Raw genomic sequence first — 24,565 nt, 5'->3', positions numbered from 1 at the left:
TCGGAGAGTTAGAAGCGGGGGATTTAAGTGCGGACAATGGAGTAATTTTTGACCTTTATCCCCTCAAATTAACGGCGGATCAGCCCGTCTTAATTTACCTAGAAAGCCAAGATTTTGATCCTTATTTAATCTTGATGGATGGGGAAGGTAATAAGTTGGCAGAAAATGATGATTTATATGACACTAATGCGGGGATTTTAATCAATCAAATCGACCCCCAAGGGTACGGGATAGTGGTCACCGGCAATAAACCAGGGGTAACAGGCAAATATCAACTGCAAATTATTTTGCCTAATGCTAACCAACTAGTCGAAATCCAAGGGCACCAATCTTTAATTAAAGCCCAGACCATGATGAATGAAGGTTCAAAGGAATCCTTACTCCAGGCCATCGAATTATTTACCCAAGGTTTGGAATTTTATCGGCAAATAGGCATTGTTAATCGGGAAACAGTATTTGCTCTCAATCGTTTAGGCACCATCTATTCTGACTTTGGCGAAAAATCCCAAGCTCTGGCCTATTATGAACAAGCGATTCCCTTGGCCCAACAGTTGCAAGATAAGGCCCTAGAGGGAGCTACCCTAAATAATATTGGTAGTATTTATAATGCCTTAGCAGATCGAAAAAAAGCCATTGATTTTTATCAACAGGCTCTGGTTTTAATCCGTCAAGCTGGCGACAAAACCGAAGAAATGACCACCATTAATAACTTGGGGGTAGCCTACGATAACTTAGGAGAAAGTGAAAAAGCTTTGCAATATTATGCTGAAGCTCTAGCCTTAGGAAAAAGCCTCAATGATTTAGAAACCATCGGCACTAGCCTCAGCAATATTGGCTTGGCTTATAACAATTTAGGAGAAAGGGAGAAGGCACTGGAATATTACCAAGAAGCCCTAACCATGTCCCGTTCAGTGGGCGATCGCCAGGGGGAAGCAGTGCGTTTAAATAACATTGCTTTGGTGTACGACGGCTTTGGCGAAAAGGATAAGGCTCTGCAATATTACATCGAATCTTTAATCATTGCGGAGGCGGTGGGGGACCAATCCCTCCAAGGTTCAGTCATTAGTAACATCGCCTTAGTTTTAGATGGATTGGGGCAAAAAGCCCAGGCCCTAGAATATTATCAACAGGCTTTGGAGTTAGCCCGATTGGTAGGTGATCGCTCTGGGGAAGGGATACGACTAAATAATATTGCATTGCTCTATGATAGTGTTGGTGAAAAAGATGAAGCTTTAACCTACTACAAAGAAGCCCTAAAAATATCCCAAGAAACTGGCGATCGCCTGGTGGAAGGAGCAATTTTAAGCAATATTGGTTACGTGTATGACGGCTTGGGTGAACTTAGTCAAGCCATGGACTATTATCAACAAGCGTTAGTCCTACGTCGGGAAATTAAAGACCGGGATGGGGAAGCTTTAACCTTAAATAATATTGGGACAATTTACTATGCCCGTGAGGATTATGACCAGGCATTAAATTACTACGAACAGGCTTTGTCCCTCAGTCGAGCAGTTAAAAATGTGGGGCTAGAAGCAACCATTCTCAGCAATATTGGTTACGTCGAATTTGATCAAAGAAAATATGACAAATCTACCTTATTTTTAACCCAAGCTATCGATTTATTTGAATCAATTAACAGCGAAGATTTAAGTGATGAACTAAAAGTTTCCTACTTTGATACCTATCTGTACAATTATTTTCGTTTACAGGAAAGTTTAATTGCCCAAAATGAACCCGCTGTAGCTTTGGAAGTTGCTGAACGGGGCCGGGCCAGGGCCTTAGTAGAACTGCTCAATAAACGTTTTGCCCGAGATGCTAATTTTATCCCCACCCAAAAACCCACCATTGCCGCCCTGAAAAAAATTGCTGGCGATCGCCAAAGTACCCTGGTCACCTACGCTCTGATTCCCACCAAGGATCTTGCCTCCCCAATCAAGCTGTACATCTATGTCATTCCCCCCAACGGCACCATGGAATTCCGCCAGATGGACTTCAATCAAGATTTGCAAGATGTGGATTTTGTTCAGTTACTCCAAACCACTAGACAATCCGTCACCAGGCGATCGCCTTCTGATATCATTGCCCGCCGCACCGCCCAGGAAGCCAGCGCCTCCCTACAACAACTTCACCAAATTCTGATCGACCCCATTGCCGACCTTTTACCCAGCAATGCTGATGCCCCTATTATTTTTATTCCTCAGGGAGCCTTATTTGGCATTCCCTTTCCCGCTCTCCAGGACAGTAATGGTCAGTATTTAATTGAGAAACACACCATCCTCACGGCCCCTTCCATCCAGGTACTAGCCCAAACGGCCCAACAAAAACAACGGCTCAAACAGCAGGCATTAAATCTGACCCCGGCCCTAGTGGTGGGCAATCCCTACCCCTATCCCGATAACCTCGATAATTTAACCAATGCCGCCAATGAAGCAAAACAAATTGGTCAACTGTTGGGGGTGCAACCCCTAATCGGTAAACAAGCTAGGGAAGCAGCGGTCTTGGCCCAAATGCCCCAGGCTGAAGTGTTGCATTTTGCCACCCATGCCAGCTTTGACGAGCAAAACGGTTTGGAAAGCGCCATTTACCTGACGGCGGAACCGGACCAAAGCAAAGAAGATTTACTGAGCACCCCGGGGCGCATCACGGCGGCGGAAATTTTTGACCATTTTGAAACTAATCCCCTCCATGCGGACATTGCCATCCTTAGTGCCTGTGACACAGGCCAGGGAGAAATCACCGGCGATGGGGTAATCGGCCTTTCCCGTTCCCTAATTGCAGCGGGGGTACCAAGTATTTTGGTTAGCCTCTGGAGTGTGGATGATGCTTCCACAGAAAAACTGATGACCCAGTTTTATCAACAATGGCAACAGGGAGGACTAGGCAAGGCCGCTGCCCTCCGCCAAGCCATGCTCCAACTCAAGCAAGAGTATCCCGAACCCTATTATTGGGGCGCTTTTACTCTGATCGGGGAAGCAGATTAATTATTCTTTTTCCCTGGGCAAGCCAATCTATCAAAAAACTAACCTTCAACTTCAAGGTAAATTTAGCCAGTTAAATTTCCATCTGGAGATATTTGGCCACCGTTTGTACGTCTTTATCCCCGCGGCCGGAGCAATTGATCACAATCCGCTCGCCATTTTTCAGTTGCGGGCAGAGGGTCTCTAGGTAGGCAAAGGCATGGGCAGTTTCCAGAGCAGGAATAATTCCTTCCAGTTGCGATAATCTCTGCAAAGCGGCGATCGCCTCTTGGTCGGTGACACTGTAATATTCTGCCCGTCCCGCATCCTTGAGATAGCTATGTTCTGGGCCCACACCGGGATAATCTAAACCAGCACTAATGGAATGGGCTTCCGTTACTTGACCCTCCGTATCTTGGAGTAGATAACTCATGGCCCCATGTAACACCCCCGGTTTACCCATGGTTAAAGTGGCCGCATGCTTACCGGAGACAATGCTTTCCCCTGCCGCTTCGATACCAATTAACCGCACTGCTGGCTCATCAATGAAATCGTAGAACAGCCCCATGGCGTTGGAGCCCCCTCCCACGCAGGCCAGTAACACATCCGGTAAACCGCCCCATTTTTCTAAAGCCTGTTGTCGAGTTTCCTGGCCAATAACCCGGTGAAAGTCCCGCACCATCATGGGGTAAGGATGGGGGCCGGCCACAGAGCCGAGGATGTAGTGGGTAGTTTCCACATTGGTAACCCAATCCCGGATTGCTTCAGAAGTGGCATCCTTGAGGGTTCCTGTACCCGCTGTCACCGGTTGCACCCTGGCCCCCAGCAAATTCATCCGAAAAACATTCAGCTTTTGCCGCTCCATATCCTGCACCCCCATGTAGATGATGCATTCCAAGCCAAAGCGAGCACACACCGTAGCCGTTGCCACCCCGTGTTGACCAGCACCAGTTTCGGCAATGATCCGCTTTTTCCCCATGCGTTTGGCAAGGAGAACCTGGCCCAGGGCGTTATTAATTTTGTGGGCCCCCGTATGGTTCAGATCTTCCCGCTTGAGGTAAATCAAGGGATGGGCACCGTCAGGACGGGCGTAATGGGCACTTAATCTCTCCGCAAAATAGAGAGGGGAAGAACGGCCTACATAGTCCTTCAGTAACCCCGCTAACTCTTCCTGAAAGGAACTCTCCGCCCGGTAGCGATAGTAAGCTTCCTCCAACTCCGTCAGAGCCGGCATGAGGGTTTCGGGCACGTATTTGCCGCCATAGTTACCAAAACGCCCCAGGGCATCGGGGTATTGGTGGCGGGGGGAGGAAAGGGGAGAAGTGATGTTCACGGACGGTCAGGAAGGGGAATGGGGGCAATGGACGGGAGTTGATTGGCCGGGGAATTAGTCCCGGCTAATAGGCCAGTAAGCTTATTTGACGAACAATGGAAGTCAAATCTTCACAGTCAATTACAGGGGATCACTGGCGGAGGGCCGACGGTTAATCACCTGGTCAATCAGGCCGTATTCTTTTGATTCCTCGGCCGACATGAAGAAATCCCGTTCCGTATCGGCGGTGATTTCCTCTAGGGATTTGCCAGTGTGGTTAGCCAAATGTTGGTTAAGTAGTGCTTTAAGATAAAGAATCTCTTTGGCTTGAATTTCAATATCCGTGGCTTGGCCCTGGGCTCCCCCTAGGGGTTGGTGAATCATGATGCGTGAGTTGGGCAAACTCATGCGCTTACCCTTGGCTCCGGCACTAAGGAGAAAGGCCCCCATGCTGGCCGCTAAACCGATGCAGATGGTACACACATCGGGGCGGATCTGGTTCATGGTGTCGAAAATTCCCAGTCCCGCCGACACCGAGCCTCCGGGGGAATTGATGTAAAGATAAATGTCTTTTTCCGGATCTTCCGCTTCCAAAAACAGCAGTTGGGCAACAACTAAATTGGCGTTCTCATCCCGGACTTCTTGCCCCAGGAAGACAATCCGCTCCCGGAGTAGGCGGGAATAAATATCAAAGGCGCGATCGCCACGCCCAGACGTTTCAATGACGGTTGGAATCATGGGGAGATGGTGTTGTTACCGTAGTATTCTCCCTAGATTGTGCCATATTCTCCGCTTCTAGGGATTGGGAGCCAGGGGATTAGACAGGGGTAATAACTTGATGGTGTAGATATTCCAGCAATTGAACTAGAACTGCGCCCATGGTGGCAAATCTAGCTTGGTTATCGGCCAAAATAGTGGTGGCATCCTGCACAAAGGGGCCAGGGATCAATTCATCAGCACAATTGTCTACTAAAGCCTGGGCCGCTGTGGGGGTAGTTTCCAAATGGCATTGCAGACCGATCACCGATCGCCCGATTTGGAAAGCCTGATGCTGACAAGCTTGGCTGGAGGCAATTAACTCTGCCCCTGGGGGTAAATCAAAGGTTTCACCGTGCCAGTGGAAAACTTCAAGGCTGGGGGGAAACTGGAATGAACCTGAGTGTGATTTACCTTCTTGCCCCATGATGGGAAACCAGCCAATTTCCTTGACAGCGTTGGGATAAACTTTTGCCCCTAGGGCATTGGCCATGAGTTGGGCCCCCAGGCAAATGCCTACTATCGGTTTCCCAGCGGCGATCGCCTGACGGATGAATTCCTTTTCCTGCACCAACCAGGGATATTGCGCCTCATCGTTGACACTCATGGGGCCCCCCAGGACAATCAACAGGTCAATGGCGTCCAAAGAAGGAAGGCTAAAAGATGGCTGAAAAAAAGCGGTTTGACTGATGGCGTAACCTTTAGCCCTGAGCCAACGTTCAATGGCACCAAGGTTTTCAAAGGGAACATGCTGGAAAAAGTGAGCTTGCATATGGTAATTTTCTGGAAATATTCTGGAAATGCTACGGAATTACCCAAGCCAGTGCAGAGGAACGAAATTATTTATAAACCACTGGCGATCGGCATGGTAACAGTAGGTTCCATTAACCAACTGCATTGATTTTAACTAGATCACTCCATTGGGCAACGGCGTTAATGCACTGACTAAATTGACAGGAAATAAGTTACATCTATGACCATTGAACTGTCTATTGTGATTCCAATGTACAACGAGGAAGATAACCTTGAGCATTTATTTGCCCGTTTGCTGGAGGTGCTGACTCCCCTCAAAATTACCTACGAAATTATTTGTGTTAACGACGGTAGTAAGGATAAAACCCTCAAACAATTAATTGATTGCTATCAAAGTAATCGCCAAATTAAGATTGTTAATCTGTCTCGTAACTTTGGCAAAGAAATTGCCCTTTCCGCTGGCATTGATTACGCCCAAGGCAACGCTGTTATTCCCATTGACGCCGACCTGCAAGATCCACCGGAGTTGATCCATGAGTTAGTTGATAAATGGCGGGAAGGTTATGATATTGTCTATGCCACCCGTCGTTCACGGCAGGGGGAAACGTGGGTAAAACAATTCACCGCCAAAATGTTTTACAAAGTGATTGGGCGCATGACGGAAATTAAAATTCCTCCCAATACTGGCGATTTTCGTTTAATGGACCGCAAGGTGGTTAATGCGATTAAGCAACTACCGGAAAGAACTCGCTTTATGAAAGGTTTATTTGCCTGGGTGGGTTACCGCCAAACTTTCGTTTTATTTGATCGGGAACCCCGCTTCCAAGGACAAACAAAATGGAACTATTGGAAACTCTGGAATTTTGCTTTGGACGGCATTTTTTCTTTTAGTTTACTTCCCCTCAAAGTCTGGACTTACCTTGGATCAATCATTTCACTGTTATCCTTAGCCTACGCTAGCTTTTTGATTTTGAAAACCATAACCCTTGGTGTTGATGTGCCAGGCTACGCCTCCCTAATGGTGGCTATTTTATTTCTTGGGGGAGTGCAGTTAATTAGTTTAGGCGTGATTGGGGAATATTTAGGTCGGGTTTATGAAGAAGTAAAAGCTAGACCTTTATATTTAGTTAGTGATCTTTGGGGACTAGAATATTTGCCATTGGAAAAACTTAATTAGGCGGAAATATGGCGTTTTTATGGCCATTGATTACCCTGGAAGTTAGTGTTGATAGTCGATAAATTCTATTGTATAAATCACTTAGGGCAACTAATCTAATATACTGGTTACGTCGGGGCTTATCATGGGGCATTATTGTCCAGCCCAGCCCTTAGTTTTTGATTATTTAACGTTCACTTCCCCTAACATCATCGTCCATGGTATCGATTCTGACCCAACTTAATGATCACTTTGCCCAAGCTCTGGAAGGTCAGTTTCCATCTGATGTTACCCTACCCACTCCCCTAGTGGTACCGGCTTCCAATCCTAAATTTGGTGATTTTCAATGCAACATTGCCCTGCCCTTAGCTAAGCAGTTGGGTCAACCACCCCGGGCGATCGCCATGGAGATTGTGGATAAAGTTAATTTAAGCGAAATTTGTGAACCGTTAACCATTGCTGGGCCAGGTTTTATTAACATCAAGTTATTGCCTGATTATCTGGGGGAACAATTAATTAAACTTCAGCAAAATCAACAATTAGGAGTGTCATTAGTTAAAGGCAAAGAACGGATAGTGGTAGATTTTTCAAGTCCCAATATTGCGAAAGAAATGCATGTGGGTCATCTCCGGTCCACCATTATTGGGGATTGTTTAGCTCGGGTACTGGAATTCCGGGGCTATGACGTTTTGCGCCTCAACCACGTGGGAGACTGGGGCACCCAATTTGGCATGTTAATTACCTATTTAAAAGAGGTTTATCCAGAGGCATTGGTGACTGCGGATGCGTTAGATATTGGCGATTTAGTTACCTTTTATAAGCAAGCTAAACAACGGTTTGACCAAGATGAACAATTTCGGGAAACTTCCCGTCAAGCGGTGGTTGCGCTCCAGGCAGGGGATGCGGAAAGTATTAAAGCTTGGCAATTACTTTGTGAGCAATCTCGACGGGAATTTCAACTGATTTATGACTGCTTAGATATCACCATTGAGGAACGGGGAGAATCATTTTATAATCCCTTTTTGCCCGGTGTGGTGGAACTATTGCAGGAAAAAGATTTGCTGGTGGAAGATAACGGTGCCCAATGTGTTTTCCTCGATGGCTTTACTAATAAGGACGGCGATCGCCTACCGTTAATAGTGCAAAAATCCGACGGGGGTTATAACTATGCCACCACGGACTTGGCCGCATTGAATTATCGCTTAAACACTGATGGCGCAGAGAGGATCATCTATGTCACCGATGCGGGGCAAGCTAATCATTTTGCTCAATTTTTCCAGGTAGCTGAAAAAGCTGGCATTCTGACTGACCCGACCCAAGTAGTCCATGTACCTTTTGGTTTGGTCAAGGGGGAAGATGGCAAAAAACTAAAAACTAGGGCGGGGGACACCATTCGTTTAAAAGATTTGCTAACGGAAGCCGTAACTCGAGCAAGGCAGGATTTAGAAACCCGTTTAACAGCAGAAGAACGATCAGAAACTGAAGAATTTAAGATGGAAGTGGCCCAACGGGTGGGCATTGGGGCAGTGAAATACGCCGACCTTAGCCAAAATCGCACCAGTGATTATGTGTTTAGTTTTGACAAAATGTTGGCTCTCCAGGGCAATACAGCTCCCTATATGCTCTATGCCTACGCCCGCATTCAAAGTATTAGTCGGGAAGGGGGCATTGATTTTGCTCAGATGGACAGCGGTGAAATTGTGTTGACTGAACCAACCGAGTTAGTTTTGGCTAAAAGTCTTCTACAATTTGCTGACGTAATTGAAACGGTAGAAATTAGTTTATTACCCAATCGCCTTTGTGATTATCTTTACGAATTAAGCAAAGTTTTTAACCGCTTTTATGAAAATTGTCCGGTACTCAAAGCCAAGGATCCTCAACGTCGTTCCCGTTTATTGCTCTGTGATCTCACAGCCAGAACGCTGAAATTGGGTCTGTCTTTATTGGGCATTCCGGTTTTAGACAGGATGTAGCATGAATAATAATTCCTTGACTGATTTAGACCAAACTTTAGATATTATTAGCGCGATTCAAGAAGATTTAAATTATCAGCAAGCCCAGGCTAGTTTAACGGCAATTGTTGAACAAATTGATCTCAGTACTAAGGAAAAACAGGGACTAGAGCAGGAAATCAACCATCTCTGTGCCATGCTGGAAAACCTCCACCAGGGATTAGTTCAAATTGCGGCTTTTGGTTTAGTGGGAAGGGGGAAATCTTCCCTGCTCAATGCTCTTTTAGGTGAGCAAGTTTTCACCACTGGGCCAGTCCATGGTGTTACCCAGACCCAACAATCTGCTTCCTGGCAACTGAACCAAGCTGACGGATTGTCCACCGTTACCATTTCTGGTTGGGGCAACGCCCAATTACAATTAATTGATACACCGGGCATTGATGAAGTAAAGGGTCAAGAACGGGAACAATTGGCGATCGCCGTGGCCCAACAGGTAGATTTAATTTTATTTGTCATTGCCGGGGATATGTCCCAAGTGGAATTCCAAGCCTTGTCCCGATTGCGGGCGGTGGGTAAACCGATGTTGCTAGTATTTAATAAAATTGATCAATATCCGACGACGGATCAGCAATTAATTTATGAAAAAATTCGCGATGAACGGGTGAAAGAATTATTGTCCCCAGAGGAAATTATTTTAGTTTCTGCCAGTCCCTTGGTGACAGAATTGAGGGAAAATACCCACGGAAAATTGGAGCGTTACCAATATCGGGGGGAAGCAAAAGTTGATAATTTGCGCTTAAAAATCATTGATTTATTGCAACGGGAAGGGAAATCTTTAGTAGCTTTAAATACTTTACTTTGTGCTGATAATCTGAATGATAAATTAGTGCAACAAAAAATGCGTTTGCGGGACAGCCAAGCCAATACCATTCTCCAAAAAGCAGTAATGGTCAAGGCGACGGCCATTGCTCTCAATCCGGTGACCGTGCTGGATTTATTCAGCGGAGCAGTGGTGGATGTGGCTCTGATTATTTCCCTTTCCAAGCTGTATGGTTTGCCCATGACCCAAACGGCGGCGATCGCCCTGTTGCAAAAAATTGGGGTGAGTATGGGGGGCATCACTGCCAGCGAATTTTTGGCGGGGTTGGGCCTTAGTTCCCTCAAGGGTTTACTGGGTTTGACGGTGCCTTTAACCGGGGGATTGGCCTTGGCCCCCTATATTTCCGTTGCCCTCACCCAAGCTAGTGTGGCCGGAGTGTCCACCTTGGCGATCGGTCAAGTGACCAAAACCTATTTAGCCAATGGGGCCGCCTGGGGAGAAACGGGGCCAAGGACAGTGGTGCGGGATATTCTCAACTCTTTGGATCAAAATTCCGTTATGGCGCGCATTAAGCAAGAACTGCAGGAAAAATTAACTCCAGAAAAAATCGTGTCCCCCTCTCCTTGACCGTAGTTGCAGCCAAAAAAGAAGGAAAACAATCATGCCTAAGATTGATAAACTGGGATATTACAAGAGTTATTGATACTTTTAGGGTTTTGCTTTGCCCCCGGTTGTTGTAGCTCCGCTGTCCGACCAGTCCGACTAAATTTTATCTGTATTAAAAATCCCCCTGCCATGCTCTCCACTGAAATGCTCTGTCCAACCACCGGAAGCACCTTATTAAAAACCCCGCCCTCCCCCTCCCCCAACCAAAATCTTTTACCCTTGACGGCCGCTATCAATAAAAACGGTGAACTGGAAATTGGTGGTTGCTCTGTCCCAGCCTTGGTGGAACAGTTTGGTTCTCCCCTCTACATTTTGGATGAGACCACCCTGCGGCAAGCGGCTCAGCAGTATCGCCAATCCTTCCAAACCCACTATCCGGGTTCCAGTCAAGTAATCTACGCTTCCAAAGCCTGGAGTTGTTTAGCCGTAGTGGCGATCGCCGCCCAGGAAGGGTTGGGATTTGATGTCGTATCTGGCGGGGAATTATTCACCACGGTTTCAGCCCTGAAGCAATTAGGCTGGGACGAAGCTGAGATTGCAGAAAAAATTTACTTCCACGGCAATAACAAATCGGTGCAGGAACTCCAAGAGGCGATCGCCATTAACTGCACCATCATTGTCGATAACTGGTTGGAACTGGAAACCCTGACCAAACTAGCGGCCGACTCAGGGGCACCGGTAAAGATTATGTTGCGCCTCACCCCAGGCATCGAATGCCACACCCATGAATATATTAAAACGGGGCATCTGGACAGCAAATTTGGCTTTGATCCCAACCAACTAGAAGCGGTTTTCACCTACATTGCCCAACAACCCTCACTCCATTGTCTCGGACTCCATGCCCACATCGGCTCCCAAATTTTTGAGCGTCAACCCCACAAAGATTTAGGGGAAGTGTTGGTGCAATGGTTTGCCAAAGGTTTGACCTACGGCTTGCCCCTGACGGAACTGAACATCGGTGGCGGCCTAGGGATTTGCTACATCGAAAGTGATGATCCCCCCAGTATCGAAGAATGGGCCCAAGCGGCGGCCCTATCCGTGGCCCAAGCCTGCGATCGCCAGAACATCCCCTACCCCAAACTGATTGCTGAGCCGGGACGTTCCCTGGTGGGGTCTGCCTGTGTAACGGCCTATCGGGTGGGAGGGCGTAAAGTTGTGCCCAATATTCGCACCTATATTTCCGTGGATGGCGGCATGTCCGACAATCCCCGCCCCATCACCTACCAATCGGTGTATCGCGTTGCCCTAGCCAACCGGATGAACGACGAAATCACCGAAACTGTCACCGTGGCCGGGAAACATTGTGAGTCCGGCGATATTCTCGTTAAGGATGTGGCCCTACCCGCCGCCGAACCAGGGGACATTATGGTGGTAGCCGCCACTGGTGCTTATAACTACAGCATGGCTTCCAACTACAACCGTTTAGGTCGCCCCGCCGCTGTACTAGTAAAGCAAGGACAAGCAAACCTGATTCTGCAACGGGAAACCTACACCGACCTATTGCGCCAGGATTGTCTACCCAACCGTCTACTGTCCTAAACCTTTCCCTACCCCCACCCTAACGACCATCTCCCCTTACCCATGTCGGGCTTTCCCCCGGATCTTACCTCCCTGCTCCCCCTCTTCCATGGCGCCCTCGATCTTGGCTTAGTCATCGGTTTGTTTTACCTACTAAGCCGAGTCTTTGGCGAAAATCAAATCCTGTGGATTATGCGGGGGCTATTGGTGCTGATGGTGGCCCAATTGGTGAGCGATCGCCTGCATTTAGAATTGTTGAAATTTGTTCTGGAAAAATTTGTCTTGGGTACAGCAGTGGCCTTGGCAGTGATCTTCCAGGCAGAACTGAGGCGATTTTTAGAACTGCTTGGCCAGGGGAGATTTTTAGAATTACTGCGGCGGCGTAGTTCTAGCCCCCCCAGCACCGATGCCATTGATGAAATTGTCGATGCGGTCAAGGAACTGTCCCAAAATCGGATTGGCGCCCTCATGGTGATGGAAGCCCAGGGCATTCTAGACAGCCGTATTTTCCTCAATCGGGGAGTCGCCATTGACAGTAAGCTGTCGAAGGAATTGTTACAAACCATTTTCCAGCCCAAAACCTTGCTCCACGATGGGGCCATTTTTATCAGGGGCTCCCGCTTAGTAGCCGCCGGGGTTATTTTGCCCCTCTCAGAACGCAGTGCATCCCGCCAGTTGGGCACCAGGCACCGGGCCGCCATGGGCATTACCGAAAAAAGTGAAAATTGTCTTTGTATTGTCGTTTCCGAGGAAACCGGCTCCATTACCCTGGCCCAGGGGGGAAATCTCAACCGTCCCCTCACTAGCAGTAAACTAAAGGAATTGCTAGAAACTGAATATGCCCCCCCCACGGAGCGGGAGTCCGTTACCCCCCAACTTAGCCGCCTGAGCCGTAGCCTGAGTAACCAAAGTTGGGGAATACTCAGACGTTTGCTTTGGCTGCCTTCCTCAACTGCCCAAAACGACAAAAAATGACTATTAAACCTGTCATCTTAGAAACATTACCGCCGGATTTGGACCAGCAACGGTTACCCCAACATGTGGCGGTCATCATGGATGGGAATGGCCGCTGGGCAAAACAAAGGGGTATGCCAAGGATTATGGGCCATCAACGGGGGGTGGACTCCCTAAAAAATTTGTTGCGTTGTTGCGATGATTGGGGCATTGCGGCCCTAACAGCCTATGCTTTTTCCACCGAAAATTGGGGCCGTCCCCTAGAAGAAGTGGAATTTTTGATGACCCTGTTTGAGCGGGTGCTACGGCGGGAATTAAAGGAAATGATGGCGGAAAACGTCCGCATTCGTTTTGTCGGTAATCTGACTTCCCTGCCCCGTTCCCTCCAGGATGAAATTGCCCGCTCCATGGAAGATACGAAAAACAATACGGGAATCCGCTTCACTGTGGCCACCAACTACGGCGGCCGCCAAGAAATTGTCCATGTCTGTCAGGCGATCGCCAGGGAAGTACAATCGGGGAAATTAGACCCAGAAACCATTGATGAAGGGGTGGTGGAAAAATATCTCTATACCGAAGGTTTATCCCATCCCGACCTGCTTATCCGCACCAGTGGAGAATTGAGAATCAGCAACTTTTTGCTCTGGCAAATGGCCTACGCCGAAATTTACGTCACCTCCACCCTCTGGCCCGACTTCGATCGCCAAGCATTCCATTTAGCCCTACGAGACTATCAACAAAGACACCGTCGCTTTGGTAAGGTTTAGATTCACTGCCCAGAAATTAAATTTGACTGGTTCCACTGGCCCATCAGGCCGGCCAAAATCGTAAAGTGTAAAGGTTAAACAAACTTTAAACCGCCTGCGATAAAATCAACTAGTTTTCTTGAGCCTTTGCCATGCCCCAAACCCAACCCGGCATTGAGGATTTTCTCCTGCGCCAACTGCGTCATCCCCAAGAAGAAGAGGAAGAAGAAGATTATTTTGACTACTTCTATGACGAGCCGGGTAGTGAACCGGGTACCCTCAGCATTGAACCCGATGCCCCTCCTTCCCGCATTGTGTTGGTGGATTATAGCCCCAGCCATGCCGTGCGAAAGTCGGATATTAGTCCCAATGCCCTGAGACCTTATTTAGGTACAAATACGGTTTCTTGGATGGATATTGAAGGTTTGGGTAGCGAAGAAGTACTTAAGGAAGTGGGGGAAATTTTTAAATTACACCCCCTACTTTTAGAGGATATTGTTAACGTCCCCCAGCGAGCAAAGGTAGAAGATTATAACGACCATGTGATGGTTATTGCCCATCGGGTGCGCCCTAATCGGGAAGAAGATGGCTTTGAAAGTGAGCAGGTTAGTTTTGTGTTGGGCAAACGTTACCTATTAACTTTCCAGGAAGGGCACATTATTGATTGTTTTAATCCCCTAAGGGAAAGAATTCGCACCAATCAAGGTAAAGTTTGCCAACAGGGAGCGGATTATCTTTGCTATTTGTTAATTGATATGTTAATTGATGAATATTTTCCCCTCTTGGAAGATTATGAAGAACGCATTGAAGCCCTAGAAGATACCATTATTCGTAATCCCAACAGCTCATTAATGGAGGAAATTTACCATATTCGCCGGGAACTTTTAGCCCTGAGAAGGTTGATTTGGCCCCTGCGCCATGTGATGAATGTGCTGCTGCGGGACACCACCAATTCCATCGTAACAGCAGACGTAAGAATTTACTTTCGAGATTGCTACGACCACATTATTCAGGTGTTAGATATTATCGAAGCTTACCGGGAATTAGCTTCTAGTTTAATGGAGGTTTATATGACTGCCATGAGCAATAAAATGAATGAAGTAATGAAATTTTTGACCGTCATTTCTACCATTTTTATTCCCCTAACTTTTATTGCCGGGGTTTACGGTATGAACTTCAAAGAAATGCCAGAACTAAACAGCCGCTGGGGCTACTATATTACTTGGATAGTGATGCTCTTAATTGCCGGAGGATCCCTCTATTTCTTCTGGCGTAAGGGCTGGCTTAGTCCCTCCTATGATTTAGGAGAAAAGTAGCTAGCTTAGCAATTATCAAACACATCTTGATTGTTTCAGGAAACTTTGGAGTATTGCCAAGAGGTATTGAAACGGATTGCAGCTCGGCAAAATAATATTTTTTAGCTTCCTCATAATTTGTGGTCAAGTTAATTATTAAGGTATTTTAATTAGTTGAAATTTTTAATCATTTGGTAATTCAGTAATATTAATTACGAACAATGAACAATTCTAAGATGTTACTGCAACGTATCACAATTGACTCAGCTATATGCCACGGTAAACCCTGTATTCGTGGTCTCCGTTATCCGGTGGAAAATATATTAGAACTTCTCAGTTCTGGTATGACTATAGAGGAAATTCTTGAAGATTATGATGACTTGGAGCGGGATGATATTTTGGCAGTATTAGCCTATGCAACTAAATTAACCCAGGTAAAAAGCATCCATAACGTTATTGTATGAAATTTCTTGTTGATGCTCAATTACCAGTTCGTCTCTCCCATCTTCTCAAATCGATAGGCCATGATTCAATTCACACGAAAGAATTACCTTTGCAAAATGCTACACCAGATGCGGTAATTAATCTGATTTCAATTTCTGAACAAAGGATTTTGATTACCAAAGATTCTGATTTTTGGGATTCATTTTATATTCAGGGACAACCTTATAAACTATTACTGGTTACTACAGGGAACATCAGCAACAAAGAACTGGAGTTTATTTTCATCAAAAATCTAGAAAAAATAATCGAACTATTTACAAACTACTCCTTAATTGAAATAAGCCGAGACGCAGTTATAGTTCATCAATAAAACTCATAACTAAGCTACTTTAACATCTCCGTTATTAAAAATATGCACCCCCCCACAATAGAGTGGGAAAGGCAGGCGCTGCCGCCACCTTAAAGTTTGATTCATTATTTTCTACAATTTCGGGAAAATAGTTTTTCCACATCAAACGGTTTGAACAGACTGTAAAATCTCCTGCAGAATATCTGTCTCTAGGCGGGGGCCGTAACAGGTAACTACCTTGGCTGCCGTTTCCGAAGCTAATTGCCCAGCTTTTTCATAGTCCATGCCGTGGGTTAGGCCATATAAAAATCCCCCAGCGTACATATCTCCCGCTCCCACCGTATCAATGGGTTGGACTTTAGGAGTGCCAATGGTCAATAAATTCTCGCCATCAAAAATTAGTGAGCCTTCCCCGCCCCTGGTCAGGGCAAAGTTTTTGGCGATGCTTTTACAGTAGGCGATCGCCTGGTTGAGGTCTGAAGTCCCGGCCATTTCCAGGGCTTCCGCTTCATTGGCGAATAGTAAATCTACCCCTGACCCCAGCATTTCCTTTAAACCGTCTTGGAAAAATTTGGCCATGTTGGGATCGGATAGGGATAGACAAGTTTTCACCCCGGATTGCTCGGCGATCGCCTTAGCTTCAATGCAGGCCGCTTTGGCACTGGGGGAAGTAACCAGATAGCCTTCCAGGTAAAGGTATTGGGACTGTTTTAAAGCAGACCAATCCATTTCGGTTACGGACAAACTGCCACTAATGCCCAAAAAAGTATTCATGGTGCGGTCGGCATCGGGAGTGACAAACACTAAACATTTACCGGTAATGCCTTCGCCAGCGGTTTCATGGTGGGGATTGGTATCGAGGCCGCAATTGTTTAAATCCTGGAGGTAAAAGGCTCCTGCTTCATCCTTACCCACCTTGCAGGCGTAAAAACCGGTTCCCCCCAGTTGGGCCAGGGCCACCAGGGTATTAGCCGCTGATCCGCCGCTACTCTGTTTGCCACGCTGTTGAGCCAATTGGGCAATTAATTCATTTTCCCTGGCCTCTTCCACCAAGGTCATCACCCCTTTATCAATGCCTAAGCTGGCCAACTGCTCTGGGGTAACTTCAAATTCCATATCCACCAGGGCATTTCCCATGCCATAGACATCGTATTTGTGACCCATTGCAACCTCACGGATTCCACTTTATGACGAATGTTATCCTAGGGCAGAATGGCTTGACTGACAATGGTTAGATTAATTTACCAGATGGAAACGATGTTTATTATGGTCAGTTTGCGCCAAAATAATAGCAATATCACTGTCTAATTAGCATTGGCATTAATTAGTAGCGATGACGAGAGGATTGCTAAAATAAACAATAGTTAATCGAGGTTTGAGTGTAATTCTTGGTGACAATATGCCCACATCTATGTCGGAATGGAATCAGTTTTTAGCCTATTTTCCCCTCGATAAAGCCAATTGGAATTTCAAAGCTTCTCAAAATTTAACTGCCCCTTTAATTTTGTACTATTCTGGTGTCCTTGCTGCCACCCCTAACCTAAGGCATTTACTGTTAGTTTCCCAGCTTAAGGGCACAGATACGGAAAGTTTTGGCAACCAGTCCATGCCCAGACCGAAAATGTTTGATCATCATGCTAGTCACGATTTCACGATGCTCTATGCCCAGGGCTCTGCGCCCCAACGGCGGGATTTATTGTTTCACTTTCAAATTAGTGGTTCTGATATTACAGCCAAGCAATTAGCCTATTTTCTGGTGGAAGCCTGTAGCAAAGCCAAAGATGAGGACCATGTTTACCTAAGCGATCGCCGCCACCGCAATTTCTGGGCCGATCTGGGCCGGACCAAATTGAGCCAATTGAATGTGGATTCTCGCATTTGGGAAGATGAGCAATCCTTGCAAATTATTTGACGGGTAGTGCTCTCCACCCCTCGGTGTAGGATCAAGGGACGGCTCCAGTAAAACCCAGCCCCTGGCCGTATTTTCGGTGGACATAATCAGGGGTTGCTTTAATGGGTAATGTTGTTGCCCGGTGCCAAGAACGTAGTTACCTGTTTGCCCTCACCATGGCTGAATCCTATCTCCTACCCGGTCAATTGTGGCGCCGTTTACTGGCCCAGAGTGACCATGCTCTCAAAACCGGTGCCCTCCAACCCATCACTACAGCGGTAACGACCCTGGAGGTGGGAGAAATAAACTTTGTGGTGCGGATTTTGACCCAAATTCATCGCAAAAAAATCACTACCGAACACCAACATCGCCAGAAAATTAATCCTTTTTTACCCTACGACGCCGATCTATTTGTGGGGCATTTTTCCCCAACCCATTTGGGATTGCTGAATAAATTTAAGGTAGTGGACCAACATTTATTAATTGTCACCCGGGAGTTTGAAGATCAACAAAGTCCTTTGACCTTGGGGGATTTTGGAGTGGCAGTACAAGTTTTAGAAGAAAAAGAAGGTTTAGTATTTTATAACAGCGGTCCCAAAGCAGGGGCCAGCCAACCCCACCGCCATTTACAATGGATACCCTTTCCCTTAGTGAAAAATGGTCAAAAATTCCCCCTGGCTGATCATTTTATTCAGGCAAAAAATCTGCCTTTTAAAACGGCGATCGCCCCCTTAACCATGGATGTGATTAACGATGCTGATGGTGGCAAGATTTGTTATCAGATTTATCAGGATCTGTTGCAGCAATTGGGATTACAAACCCCAGGCGGACCAAGGCCCCATCCCTATAATTTACTAATGACCAGGGAGTTTTTGGCGATCGTGCCCCGTTCCCAGGAATCCTACCAAGACATTGAAGTTAATGCCCTAGGTTTTGCCGGTGGCTTATTGGTGAGAAATCAACAACAGTTAGAGCTTTTACAACAATTGGGGCCGTGGCAACTATTGCAAAAAGTGGGGATAGCGCAATAGTTTCCCAAAGTTTTTCCCTAGGGTTAGATTCTGCTTAAAAAGCCCCCTAGCCCCCAAGTTTGGGGGGACGCATTCAACGTTTCTCAGTATTGCCGGGGCGTTACTGAGGAGATTTAGGGGGCAGAATAAAACTTTTCCAACAAGCTCTTACAGTAATTGATCCACTTGCTTAGCTGTTTCAAAGAAGAAGCGGACGTTATCTTCCGGGGTGCCCACCAAAACACCGTGGCCGAGGTTGAAAATATGCCCCCCCTGCCCCGCTTTTCGCACCGTGTCTAAAATTCGTTCTTTGATGAAGTCTTGGGAACCAAATAGTACGCCGGGATCCATATTGCCTTGGACTTTCATCTCTTTGCCCAGGCGTTGGCGGGCGTCGGCCATGTCCACCGTCCAGTCCACACTGACAATATCCACTCCGGATTTACCCATGCGTTCCAAAATTCCGGCACTGCCGCTGATGTAAAGAATTAACGGTGTATCGGGATGGGTTTCTTTGACCAGTTTGACCACTTTTTGCTGGTAGGGCAGGGCAAAGGTGTCGTAATCTTGGGGGCTTAATTGGCCGGCCCAAGAATCGAATAATTGCACCACTTGGGCACCACAGTCGATTTGATAACGGACATAAACGGCGATCGCCTCGGCAATTTTATCGAGGAAACTGTGGAGAATGGCCGGTTCAGAAAAGGCCATTTGCTTAATTACTTTGTAATCTTTGGAGCTTTTCCCTTCAATGGCATAGGCCGCTAGGGTCCAGGGAGCACCCACAAAACCCAACACAGTGGATTGGTTGGCAACTTCTTTCCGTAGCGTTCCTAAAATAGTTTTGATGAAGGGCAGACTTGATTCCGGATCCAGGGCATGGAGTTGATCCACCTGGGCTTGGGTGCGGATGGGAGGGTCAATGATGGGCCCTTTACTTTCGATGATGTCGAAGGGAATGCCAATACCGGGCAGAGGGGTTAAAATGTCCGAAAACATGATCACCCCATCGGGTTGGAACGCTTGCCAGGGCTGGAGGGAAATTTCGATGGCCAAGTCGGGGTTTTCGGAACGTTCCCGGAAGCTGGGGTATTTATCCCGTAGATCTCGATAAACTTTCATATAACGGCCGGCCTGGCGCATCATCCACACGGGGGGACGTTTAACCACTTCGCCCCTGGCTACCCGCAGAAGGTAGGGCAAATCATTTGCTTCTGTCATTATTACTCCTAGATAAATTTTTTTTGTAAAATTACGCCTTTGCTAGCTTATCATTTCCCCCGGTGCCCCCAATCCTTGAGGATCAGGGGATTTAGTCTTTATCAGACTAATGTTCTCCCTTAGCGGCCAAAGACCCAAGACCCAAGCAGATTAGGGCGTTAACCACCAAAAAGGCGATCGCCGTGGTGCCAGTGCCGACTAACCAAAGGGGAGTACCCAGAAAAGCGGCGGTTAACAGAAAAACAGTCACCCCAAAACAAACCCCCAAAGACCACTGTTTCCCACTGGGATTGCCCAGGAGCAGTATTAGTAGGCCAATGGGAATGAGGGCGCTGGCAAAGAATGGATTTAACAAACCTGTGCCAGGGAGACTGTTGCCCAACTCTGGTAAAGAACTACCCATGGCTCGGAAGGGCCATTGGGGCAAGTCAAAAATGTATAGACCCTGTAGAAAGAATAAGCCCGAGCTACCGAAAATTAATCCCCAGTTGAACGGCCAGGTAAATTGCAACGGTAGATAGATCCGCAACAGTAACACCAACAGGTATGACCCCAACACCATGGCTAATTTGGGTAGGAACGCGACGGCTCCCCCGTCGAACCAAAAGATGGGATTGAGATAACCGTTATCCCGCAACCAACGCATGAAATCCCGGAAGGAAATCTCTCCTTGTTGGGCCTGTTTGACGGCTTCCCCGGCGTTGACATGGCCAGCACCGTAGTAATTCAGACTATCGTTGGGCACAGAGCGGGCGGAGGCTTTGAGAATTTTTAATACCGTTTCTGGTTCCGACACTTCGGCTATGGTTAAATTTTCTGCCGCCCTTGTCGATAAACCAACTTTTGCCTGTTGCAGTTGCACCGATTGGATCAAAGCGGCTGTGCCGGCCACATGGGGAGCCGCCATGCTAGTGCCCTGAAAACCCATCAATACTGGTTCCCTGGTATCTGGGTCAATGGTTTCTTGGAGAATTTTGCCGTCTTTGCCGTCGGTGCTACCCCCAGGAGCGGCAATGTCCACCCCTGCACCGTAATTAGAATAGTCCGCCTTATTGCCCGTGGCATCGGTGGCAGCCACGCTGATTACCTTCGGGTACCGACCGGGATAGGCCGCGGCATTTTGTCCTTCATTACCCGCCGCCGCAATAATTACCACCCCTTTGCTGTAGGCGTAGTCAATAGCATCGGCCAGGGTTTTACTTTCACCGCCGCCCCCCAAGCTCATATTGATCACGCTGGCCCCATTATCTGCCGCATAGATAATGGCTTCGGCAATGTCCGCCACGGTACCGCCGCCGTTGTCCCCCAGCACTTTCAGGGGCATAATTTTAGCCTTGGGGGCAATACCTGCTACCCCATATTCGTTATTAGTGGCCTGGGCAATGGTTCCCGCCACATGGGTGCCATGGCCGTTGTAGTCGGTGGTGTCACGATTATCGTCCACAAAGTTATAGCCAGTGACAAATTGGGTTTGTCGTAAATCTGGAACCCTGGTTACTCCGGTATCAATCACCGCAACCGTTACCCCTTCTCCCTTACTACCATCCCAGGCCGATTCCATGGCGATCGCCCGGAGATTCCATTGCTTACTGTATTCAGGATCGTTGGGCACTTCTAGGGCTTGGTAAACATAGTTGGGTTCAACGTAGTCCACCTCCTTCATCAAAGGCGATCGCCGCAGCCGTTTTAAATCTTCCCCATCGCCTTTAACGGTGTAAACATAATCTTTGATCGAGAAAATACTATTAAAATCGACCGTTTTTTCTAACTTGCCATCGATGGCTTGGATATCCGCCGTCAGGGTCTGGGTGGGGATATCGTTTCTGAAGTTAATGATCAAGCTGTCGTAATTACCACGGTGGGCCAAACCATGGTGTTGGAGATAGAGATTGAGGGCAAACCACAGACCAGCAAAGAACAGAATGGTGAGGAAAAAACGTTTGATCATAGTAAATGCGGGGAACGGGACCCATTTTTCCGGGCGGAAATCAGTAAATCACACCTTAAGGGATGGATAAAACCTGGCCCGAGTGCCTGACTAATTGCAATTCTAATGGACGAATAAGGGAGATTGGCTATTTTGGTGTTGCCAAAGAAGATTTTTGCTGCGATCCCCAAGCTAACGTCGGCGGCATAAAACTTGCCCGAGATTCCCGGTGCCAAGGCTCTGAGTTAAATAAAAACGAGATTAATTCTTCCCTACCTGCCCCATCAGTTTTTCCACATCGGGGTCATAAATGCGTAAATAATTCCAATAATTACCAAAGACAGACTCCACATAACCTTTCGTTTCCGCAAAGGGAATGCGTTCCACAAATAGATCAGGGTCAGCGTTGTTAAATTCCTGTAACCATTTGGCCACATTGCCCGGCCCCGCATTGTAGCTAGCCACCGCCAGGGCAGAATTGTTGTTATAGGTTTTATGGGTATGGTCAAAATACCAAGTGCCCATATTGACGTTATCGGTGGGATCGGTGAGGGAATATTCCTTCAGACCAATTTGGGGCGCAATCCACTCTGCTGTGGCAGGCATTATCTGCATCAACCCCGTTGCTCCCACGGGAGACTGGATATTCTTTTCAAAGCGGGATTCCTGACGAATTAAGGCAGTGACCAAAAATGGATTGACCTGACGTTTTTCCGACCATTCAAAAATTAATTGTTGGTAGGGAAAAGGAAAGAGGGTTTGCCAATAATCCCTGGTGCCCCGTAGTTCTTCCCATTGTTTTCTCTGTTCCGGGTCTTCAGGATTGCGCAAGTTCAGGACTTGGTTGATGCCCTGTAAATACTCCTGTTGGGTCAGCTTGAGTAAAGCTTCTGTAAAACCTTCATTGACCGTTAGCTCCGGTGTGGCTTCCCCCTCTGCCCGGGCCCGAACTTCCGCATTGAAAAGTTCGATCGCCTCTTGATCCTGGGCAAGACGATACAACTCCCGAAAGGTGGGGGAACCGGCCGGGGGTAAGGGGCGCTGATCCGGCACCGTCACCGGGGGGTTGAGGAAACGCACTGAGTTAAAGTCCCCCACCTGCCAACCCAGTAACACCGCCGATCGCCAAGCGTAGTAGGACTGGGGATATTTAGCCAAGACCGTTTCAAAAGCGGCTTTGGAATCTGCCGATCGCCCTAGTTGTTGGGCCCATTTCCCGATCCAAAAAATCGCTTTGGGGGTAACGTCACTCTGGGGATTTTGATTGGCAATTTCCTTGGCCCAGCGCCAAGCTTCAGTGTAATTGCCGGCTTTAGCAAACTCCTGGGCCTGACGCCAACGGTAATCAGCCGCAGCATCGGAATTGGGGTACTTTTGCAGGAGAGCTTGCCGGGCCTGTTGGGCTTGGTTAGCATCAAATTTCGCCAGCAGATCTATGCGGGCCGCCAAGGCAGAGGCCCCTTGGTCAGGAAATTGTTGCTCTAACTGCTGTAAATATTGCACCCCTTCCCTGGGGGGGACCAATTCCGCTAAACGTCGCAGGGCTAAAGCGGTTTCTTCGCTGTCGGGGTAGGTGGCAATTAATTGGCGATAATTTTCCTTTGCTTCATTATCTAGTTTGCTAATCTGTTGGGCCCTGGCTAAACGATAAAGATTACGGGCATTGCTGGGAGCCTTTTCATAAGGGGCGATCGCCTGGTTATAGATGCGGCGGTGCCAAAAGTTGTCCCCCATGGCCTGCCAATCCTCAGGGGTTAACTCTCCTTGGTGATTGGCTGTGAGGGAATTAATCACAGCAGCAGTGCGGCCATCGGTGGGATGATTTTGTAAAATTTGCCGTTGGATTTCTAGAGCATTAGGTTCACTTTCCAACTGCTGATGGAGAATAGCCAAGGTGCGGGGATGGCCCGGATGGTCGGCGATCGCCTGTTGCCAATAGGTTTCATCCAAACTGCCCAAATTTTCCAGGGCATTGACTACCACGGGGGAGTCGGGATACTGATCTAAAATGCTTTGCCAAGTGGCTTCCGCTTGGTCATTTTCGTTGCTCAATTGATAGCCCCGGCCCCGCATCAGCAAAATGTAGGGCGCTAACACTGGATATTGCACTTCCAATCCTTCTAATACTCGGAGCGCTGGCCCTCCCTCAAATTCCGCCAATAAATCCCCTGCTAGCAAAAACCTAGCCCGACTTCTTTCCAGGGATAATTCTTCTTGGTTGGCGATCGCCTCCAACTTACTCCGTCTTTGATCTGGGGGCAATAGAGCCAGCCTAAGCACCTCGGAATCTTGGTGTTGTTCCTGCTCGTAAGCTTTGAGTTGGGCTTCCTGTCGCCAACCGTTCACCATTTCCAAAGCCTTGGGCAGAGTCAGGGCCGTGCCCCCCACCAACAGCACTAAAATCCCTCCCAACCAGATCCAGCGTTTACTGCCGAAAAATTCCCTGGGTTGATCTTCCAATTTCTCTGGGGCAATGTAATCTGAATTTACCGGCGCAACGGCAACATTGGTTTTATTAGCTTGGCCGAATGAATTAGATAAGTAGTCTGACCCAGGTTGCCCTGCACTTTCTAGGTTTTCCGCCTCTGCTGCCAAGGACGGACTAGATAAATTCGGTAAAGATAGCCTTTTTTTCGGATTTTGCGGGGGAGGATTAATATTTTCCGCCGTTTCCCCCTGGATGCCATCCCGGTTGGCCTCCATCTGCTCCGATGAAGCATTCCCCATTGCGGTTAAATCCTTGAAATAATCCTGCAATTGGGCCTTTGATTTCTTGTGCATAATGTTGGAATAATGCCAAACCACAACTCTACCTTATCTTTGTCTGGGTTTGACTGG

Annotated in this window: 20 protein-coding genes; 13 read left to right on the top strand and 7 right to left on the bottom strand. The window is 47.5% G+C overall.

Annotated features, from left to right (window positions below):
* Positions 1-134 precede the first annotated feature (134 nt).
* Positions 135-2,981, top strand: coding sequence for a CHAT domain-containing tetratricopeptide repeat protein (locus BWK47_RS14705; protein ID WP_162329224.1), 2,847 nt, complete (start codon positions 135-137; stop codon positions 2,979-2,981).
* A 70-nt stretch (positions 2,982-3,051) separates the two neighbouring features.
* On the opposite strand, the gene trpB is transcribed toward BWK47_RS14705, so the two are convergent.
* The 3 genes from trpB to BWK47_RS14690 all read right to left on the bottom strand — a co-directional run bounded on the left by trpB (position 3,052) and on the right by BWK47_RS14690 (position 5,797).
* Positions 3,052-4,290, bottom strand: coding sequence for a tryptophan synthase subunit beta (trpB, locus tag BWK47_RS14700; protein WP_162329223.1), 1,239 nt, complete (start codon positions 4,288-4,290; stop codon positions 3,052-3,054).
* A gap of 120 nt (positions 4,291-4,410) precedes the next feature.
* Positions 4,411-5,007, bottom strand: coding sequence for an ATP-dependent Clp endopeptidase proteolytic subunit ClpP (gene clpP / locus BWK47_RS14695; RefSeq protein WP_162329222.1), 597 nt, complete (start codon positions 5,005-5,007; stop codon positions 4,411-4,413).
* A 79-nt stretch (positions 5,008-5,086) separates the two neighbouring features.
* Entirely contained in the window at positions 5,087-5,797 is a 711-nt protein-coding gene (locus BWK47_RS14690; RefSeq protein WP_162329221.1) for a glutamine amidotransferase-related protein, read from the bottom strand.
* On the opposite strand from BWK47_RS14690, the gene BWK47_RS17295 reads away from it, so the two are divergent.
* From BWK47_RS17295 to BWK47_RS14645, 10 genes are all read left to right on the top strand, one after another.
* A complete protein-coding gene (locus BWK47_RS17295; protein WP_257793029.1) occupies positions 5,798-5,926 on the top strand; it encodes a hypothetical protein in 129 nt (42 codons plus the stop codon).
* Positions 5,927-5,998: 72 nt separating this feature from the next.
* The gene (gtrB, locus tag BWK47_RS14685; protein ID WP_010874058.1) at positions 5,999-6,955 is read left to right on the top strand and encodes a glycosyltransferase GtrB; all 957 of its coding nucleotides are present in this window, start codon (positions 5,999-6,001) and stop codon (positions 6,953-6,955) included.
* A gap of 197 nt (positions 6,956-7,152) precedes the next feature.
* Positions 7,153-8,907, top strand: a complete 1,755-nt coding sequence (gene argS, locus BWK47_RS14680) for an arginine--tRNA ligase (protein WP_162329220.1) — start codon at positions 7,153-7,155, stop codon at positions 8,905-8,907.
* A 1-nt stretch (position 8,908) separates the two neighbouring features.
* Positions 8,909-10,333: a GTP-binding protein gene (locus BWK47_RS14675; protein ID WP_162329219.1), complete on the top strand. Its 1,425-nt coding sequence runs from the start codon at positions 8,909-8,911 to the stop codon at positions 10,331-10,333.
* Between the two features lie 168 nt (positions 10,334-10,501).
* Entirely contained in the window at positions 10,502-11,911 is a 1,410-nt protein-coding gene (gene lysA / locus BWK47_RS14670) for a diaminopimelate decarboxylase (protein ID WP_162329218.1), read from the top strand.
* A gap of 42 nt (positions 11,912-11,953) precedes the next feature.
* Positions 11,954-12,865: a diadenylate cyclase CdaA gene (gene cdaA, locus BWK47_RS14665; RefSeq protein WP_162329217.1), complete on the top strand. Its 912-nt coding sequence runs from the start codon at positions 11,954-11,956 to the stop codon at positions 12,863-12,865.
* On the top strand, positions 12,862-13,611 hold the full coding sequence (gene uppS, locus BWK47_RS14660; protein ID WP_010874053.1) for a polyprenyl diphosphate synthase: 750 nt from the start codon (positions 12,862-12,864) through the stop codon (positions 13,609-13,611). Before cdaA ends, uppS begins: the two co-directional genes overlap by 4 nt.
* A 131-nt stretch (positions 13,612-13,742) precedes the next feature.
* Positions 13,743-14,906, top strand: coding sequence for a magnesium/cobalt transporter CorA (gene corA / locus BWK47_RS14655; protein WP_010874052.1), 1,164 nt, complete (start codon positions 13,743-13,745; stop codon positions 14,904-14,906).
* Between the two features lie 200 nt (positions 14,907-15,106).
* The gene (locus tag BWK47_RS14650) at positions 15,107-15,349 is read left to right on the top strand and encodes a DUF433 domain-containing protein (protein ID WP_162329216.1); all 243 of its coding nucleotides are present in this window, start codon (positions 15,107-15,109) and stop codon (positions 15,347-15,349) included.
* Positions 15,346-15,699, top strand: coding sequence for a DUF5615 family PIN-like protein (locus BWK47_RS14645; protein ID WP_162329215.1), 354 nt, complete (start codon positions 15,346-15,348; stop codon positions 15,697-15,699). Before BWK47_RS14650 ends, BWK47_RS14645 begins: the two co-directional genes overlap by 4 nt.
* 141 nt (positions 15,700-15,840) lie before the next feature.
* Here BWK47_RS14645 and BWK47_RS14640 read toward each other — a convergent pair whose 3' ends face one another.
* The gene (locus BWK47_RS14640) at positions 15,841-16,842 is read right to left on the bottom strand and encodes an adenosine kinase (RefSeq protein ID WP_162329214.1); all 1,002 of its coding nucleotides are present in this window, start codon (positions 16,840-16,842) and stop codon (positions 15,841-15,843) included.
* 235 nt (positions 16,843-17,077) lie between these two features.
* Here BWK47_RS14640 and BWK47_RS14635 point away from each other — a divergent pair, with 235 nt between their 5' ends.
* Positions 17,078-17,590 (top strand): hypothetical protein, encoded by a 513-nt coding sequence (locus tag BWK47_RS14635; RefSeq protein WP_162329213.1) that lies wholly within the window; start codon positions 17,078-17,080, stop codon positions 17,588-17,590.
* A gap of 101 nt (positions 17,591-17,691) precedes the next feature.
* Positions 17,692-18,600 carry an ATP adenylyltransferase family protein gene (locus BWK47_RS14630; RefSeq protein WP_162329212.1) on the top strand — a complete coding sequence of 303 codons (909 nt, stop codon included), beginning with the start codon at positions 17,692-17,694 and terminating at the stop codon, positions 18,598-18,600.
* A 147-nt stretch (positions 18,601-18,747) separates the two neighbouring features.
* Here the strand turns inward: BWK47_RS14630 and hemE are convergent, their stop codons facing one another.
* The 3 genes from hemE to BWK47_RS14615 form a co-directional block, all read right to left on the bottom strand.
* Positions 18,748-19,800, bottom strand: a complete 1,053-nt coding sequence (hemE, locus tag BWK47_RS14625) for a uroporphyrinogen decarboxylase (protein ID WP_162329211.1) — start codon at positions 19,798-19,800, stop codon at positions 18,748-18,750.
* Positions 19,801-19,906: 106 nt separating this feature from the next.
* Positions 19,907-21,748 (bottom strand): DUF5942 domain-containing protein, encoded by a 1,842-nt coding sequence (locus tag BWK47_RS14620; RefSeq protein WP_162329210.1) that lies wholly within the window; start codon positions 21,746-21,748, stop codon positions 19,907-19,909.
* Positions 21,749-21,988: 240 nt separating this feature from the next.
* Positions 21,989-24,508 carry a lytic transglycosylase domain-containing protein gene (locus BWK47_RS14615; RefSeq protein WP_237269672.1) on the bottom strand — a complete coding sequence of 840 codons (2,520 nt, stop codon included), beginning with the start codon at positions 24,506-24,508 and terminating at the stop codon, positions 21,989-21,991.
* Positions 24,509-24,565: the final 57 nt, after the last annotated feature.

It is taken from the genome of Synechocystis sp. CACIAM 05, assembly GCF_010222815.1.
Classification (GTDB): domain Bacteria; phylum Cyanobacteriota; class Cyanobacteriia; order Cyanobacteriales; family Microcystaceae; genus Synechocystis.
This window is presented reverse-complemented; position numbering and strand designations above follow the sequence as displayed.

Excerpts from the sequence above, each read along its gene's own strand:
- BWK47_RS14635 (WP_162329213.1), top strand. The coding sequence starts at position 17,078 with ATGCCCACATCTATGTCGGAATGGAATCAGTTTTTAGCCTATTTTCCC.
- BWK47_RS14645 (WP_162329215.1), top strand. The coding sequence starts at position 15,346 with ATGAAATTTCTTGTTGATGCTCAATTACCAGTTCGTCTCTCCCATCTT.
- gtrB (WP_010874058.1), top strand. The coding sequence starts at position 5,999 with ATGACCATTGAACTGTCTATTGTGATTCCAATGTACAACGAGGAAGAT.
- BWK47_RS14615 (WP_237269672.1), bottom strand. The coding sequence starts at position 24,508 with ATGCACAAGAAATCAAAGGCCCAATTGCAGGATTATTTCAAGGATTTA.
- clpP (WP_162329222.1), bottom strand. The coding sequence starts at position 5,007 with ATGATTCCAACCGTCATTGAAACGTCTGGGCGTGGCGATCGCGCCTTT.
- BWK47_RS14640 (WP_162329214.1), bottom strand. The coding sequence starts at position 16,842 with ATGGGTCACAAATACGATGTCTATGGCATGGGAAATGCCCTGGTGGAT.
- BWK47_RS17295 (WP_257793029.1), top strand. The coding sequence starts at position 5,798 with ATGGTAATTTTCTGGAAATATTCTGGAAATGCTACGGAATTACCCAAG.
- BWK47_RS14690 (WP_162329221.1), bottom strand. The coding sequence starts at position 5,797 with ATGCAAGCTCACTTTTTCCAGCATGTTCCCTTTGAAAACCTTGGTGCC.
- argS (WP_162329220.1), top strand. The coding sequence starts at position 7,153 with ATGGTATCGATTCTGACCCAACTTAATGATCACTTTGCCCAAGCTCTG.
- BWK47_RS14705 (WP_162329224.1), top strand. The coding sequence starts at position 135 with ATGGATGGGGAAGGTAATAAGTTGGCAGAAAATGATGATTTATATGAC.
- BWK47_RS14675 (WP_162329219.1), top strand. The coding sequence starts at position 8,909 with ATGAATAATAATTCCTTGACTGATTTAGACCAAACTTTAGATATTATT.
- BWK47_RS14620 (WP_162329210.1), bottom strand. The coding sequence starts at position 21,748 with ATGATCAAACGTTTTTTCCTCACCATTCTGTTCTTTGCTGGTCTGTGG.
- BWK47_RS14630 (WP_162329212.1), top strand. The coding sequence starts at position 17,692 with ATGGGTAATGTTGTTGCCCGGTGCCAAGAACGTAGTTACCTGTTTGCC.
- BWK47_RS14650 (WP_162329216.1), top strand. The coding sequence starts at position 15,107 with ATGAACAATTCTAAGATGTTACTGCAACGTATCACAATTGACTCAGCT.
- lysA (WP_162329218.1), top strand. The coding sequence starts at position 10,502 with ATGCTCTCCACTGAAATGCTCTGTCCAACCACCGGAAGCACCTTATTA.
- cdaA (WP_162329217.1), top strand. The coding sequence starts at position 11,954 with ATGTCGGGCTTTCCCCCGGATCTTACCTCCCTGCTCCCCCTCTTCCAT.
- hemE (WP_162329211.1), bottom strand. The coding sequence starts at position 19,800 with ATGACAGAAGCAAATGATTTGCCCTACCTTCTGCGGGTAGCCAGGGGC.
- uppS (WP_010874053.1), top strand. The coding sequence starts at position 12,862 with ATGACTATTAAACCTGTCATCTTAGAAACATTACCGCCGGATTTGGAC.
- corA (WP_010874052.1), top strand. The coding sequence starts at position 13,743 with ATGCCCCAAACCCAACCCGGCATTGAGGATTTTCTCCTGCGCCAACTG.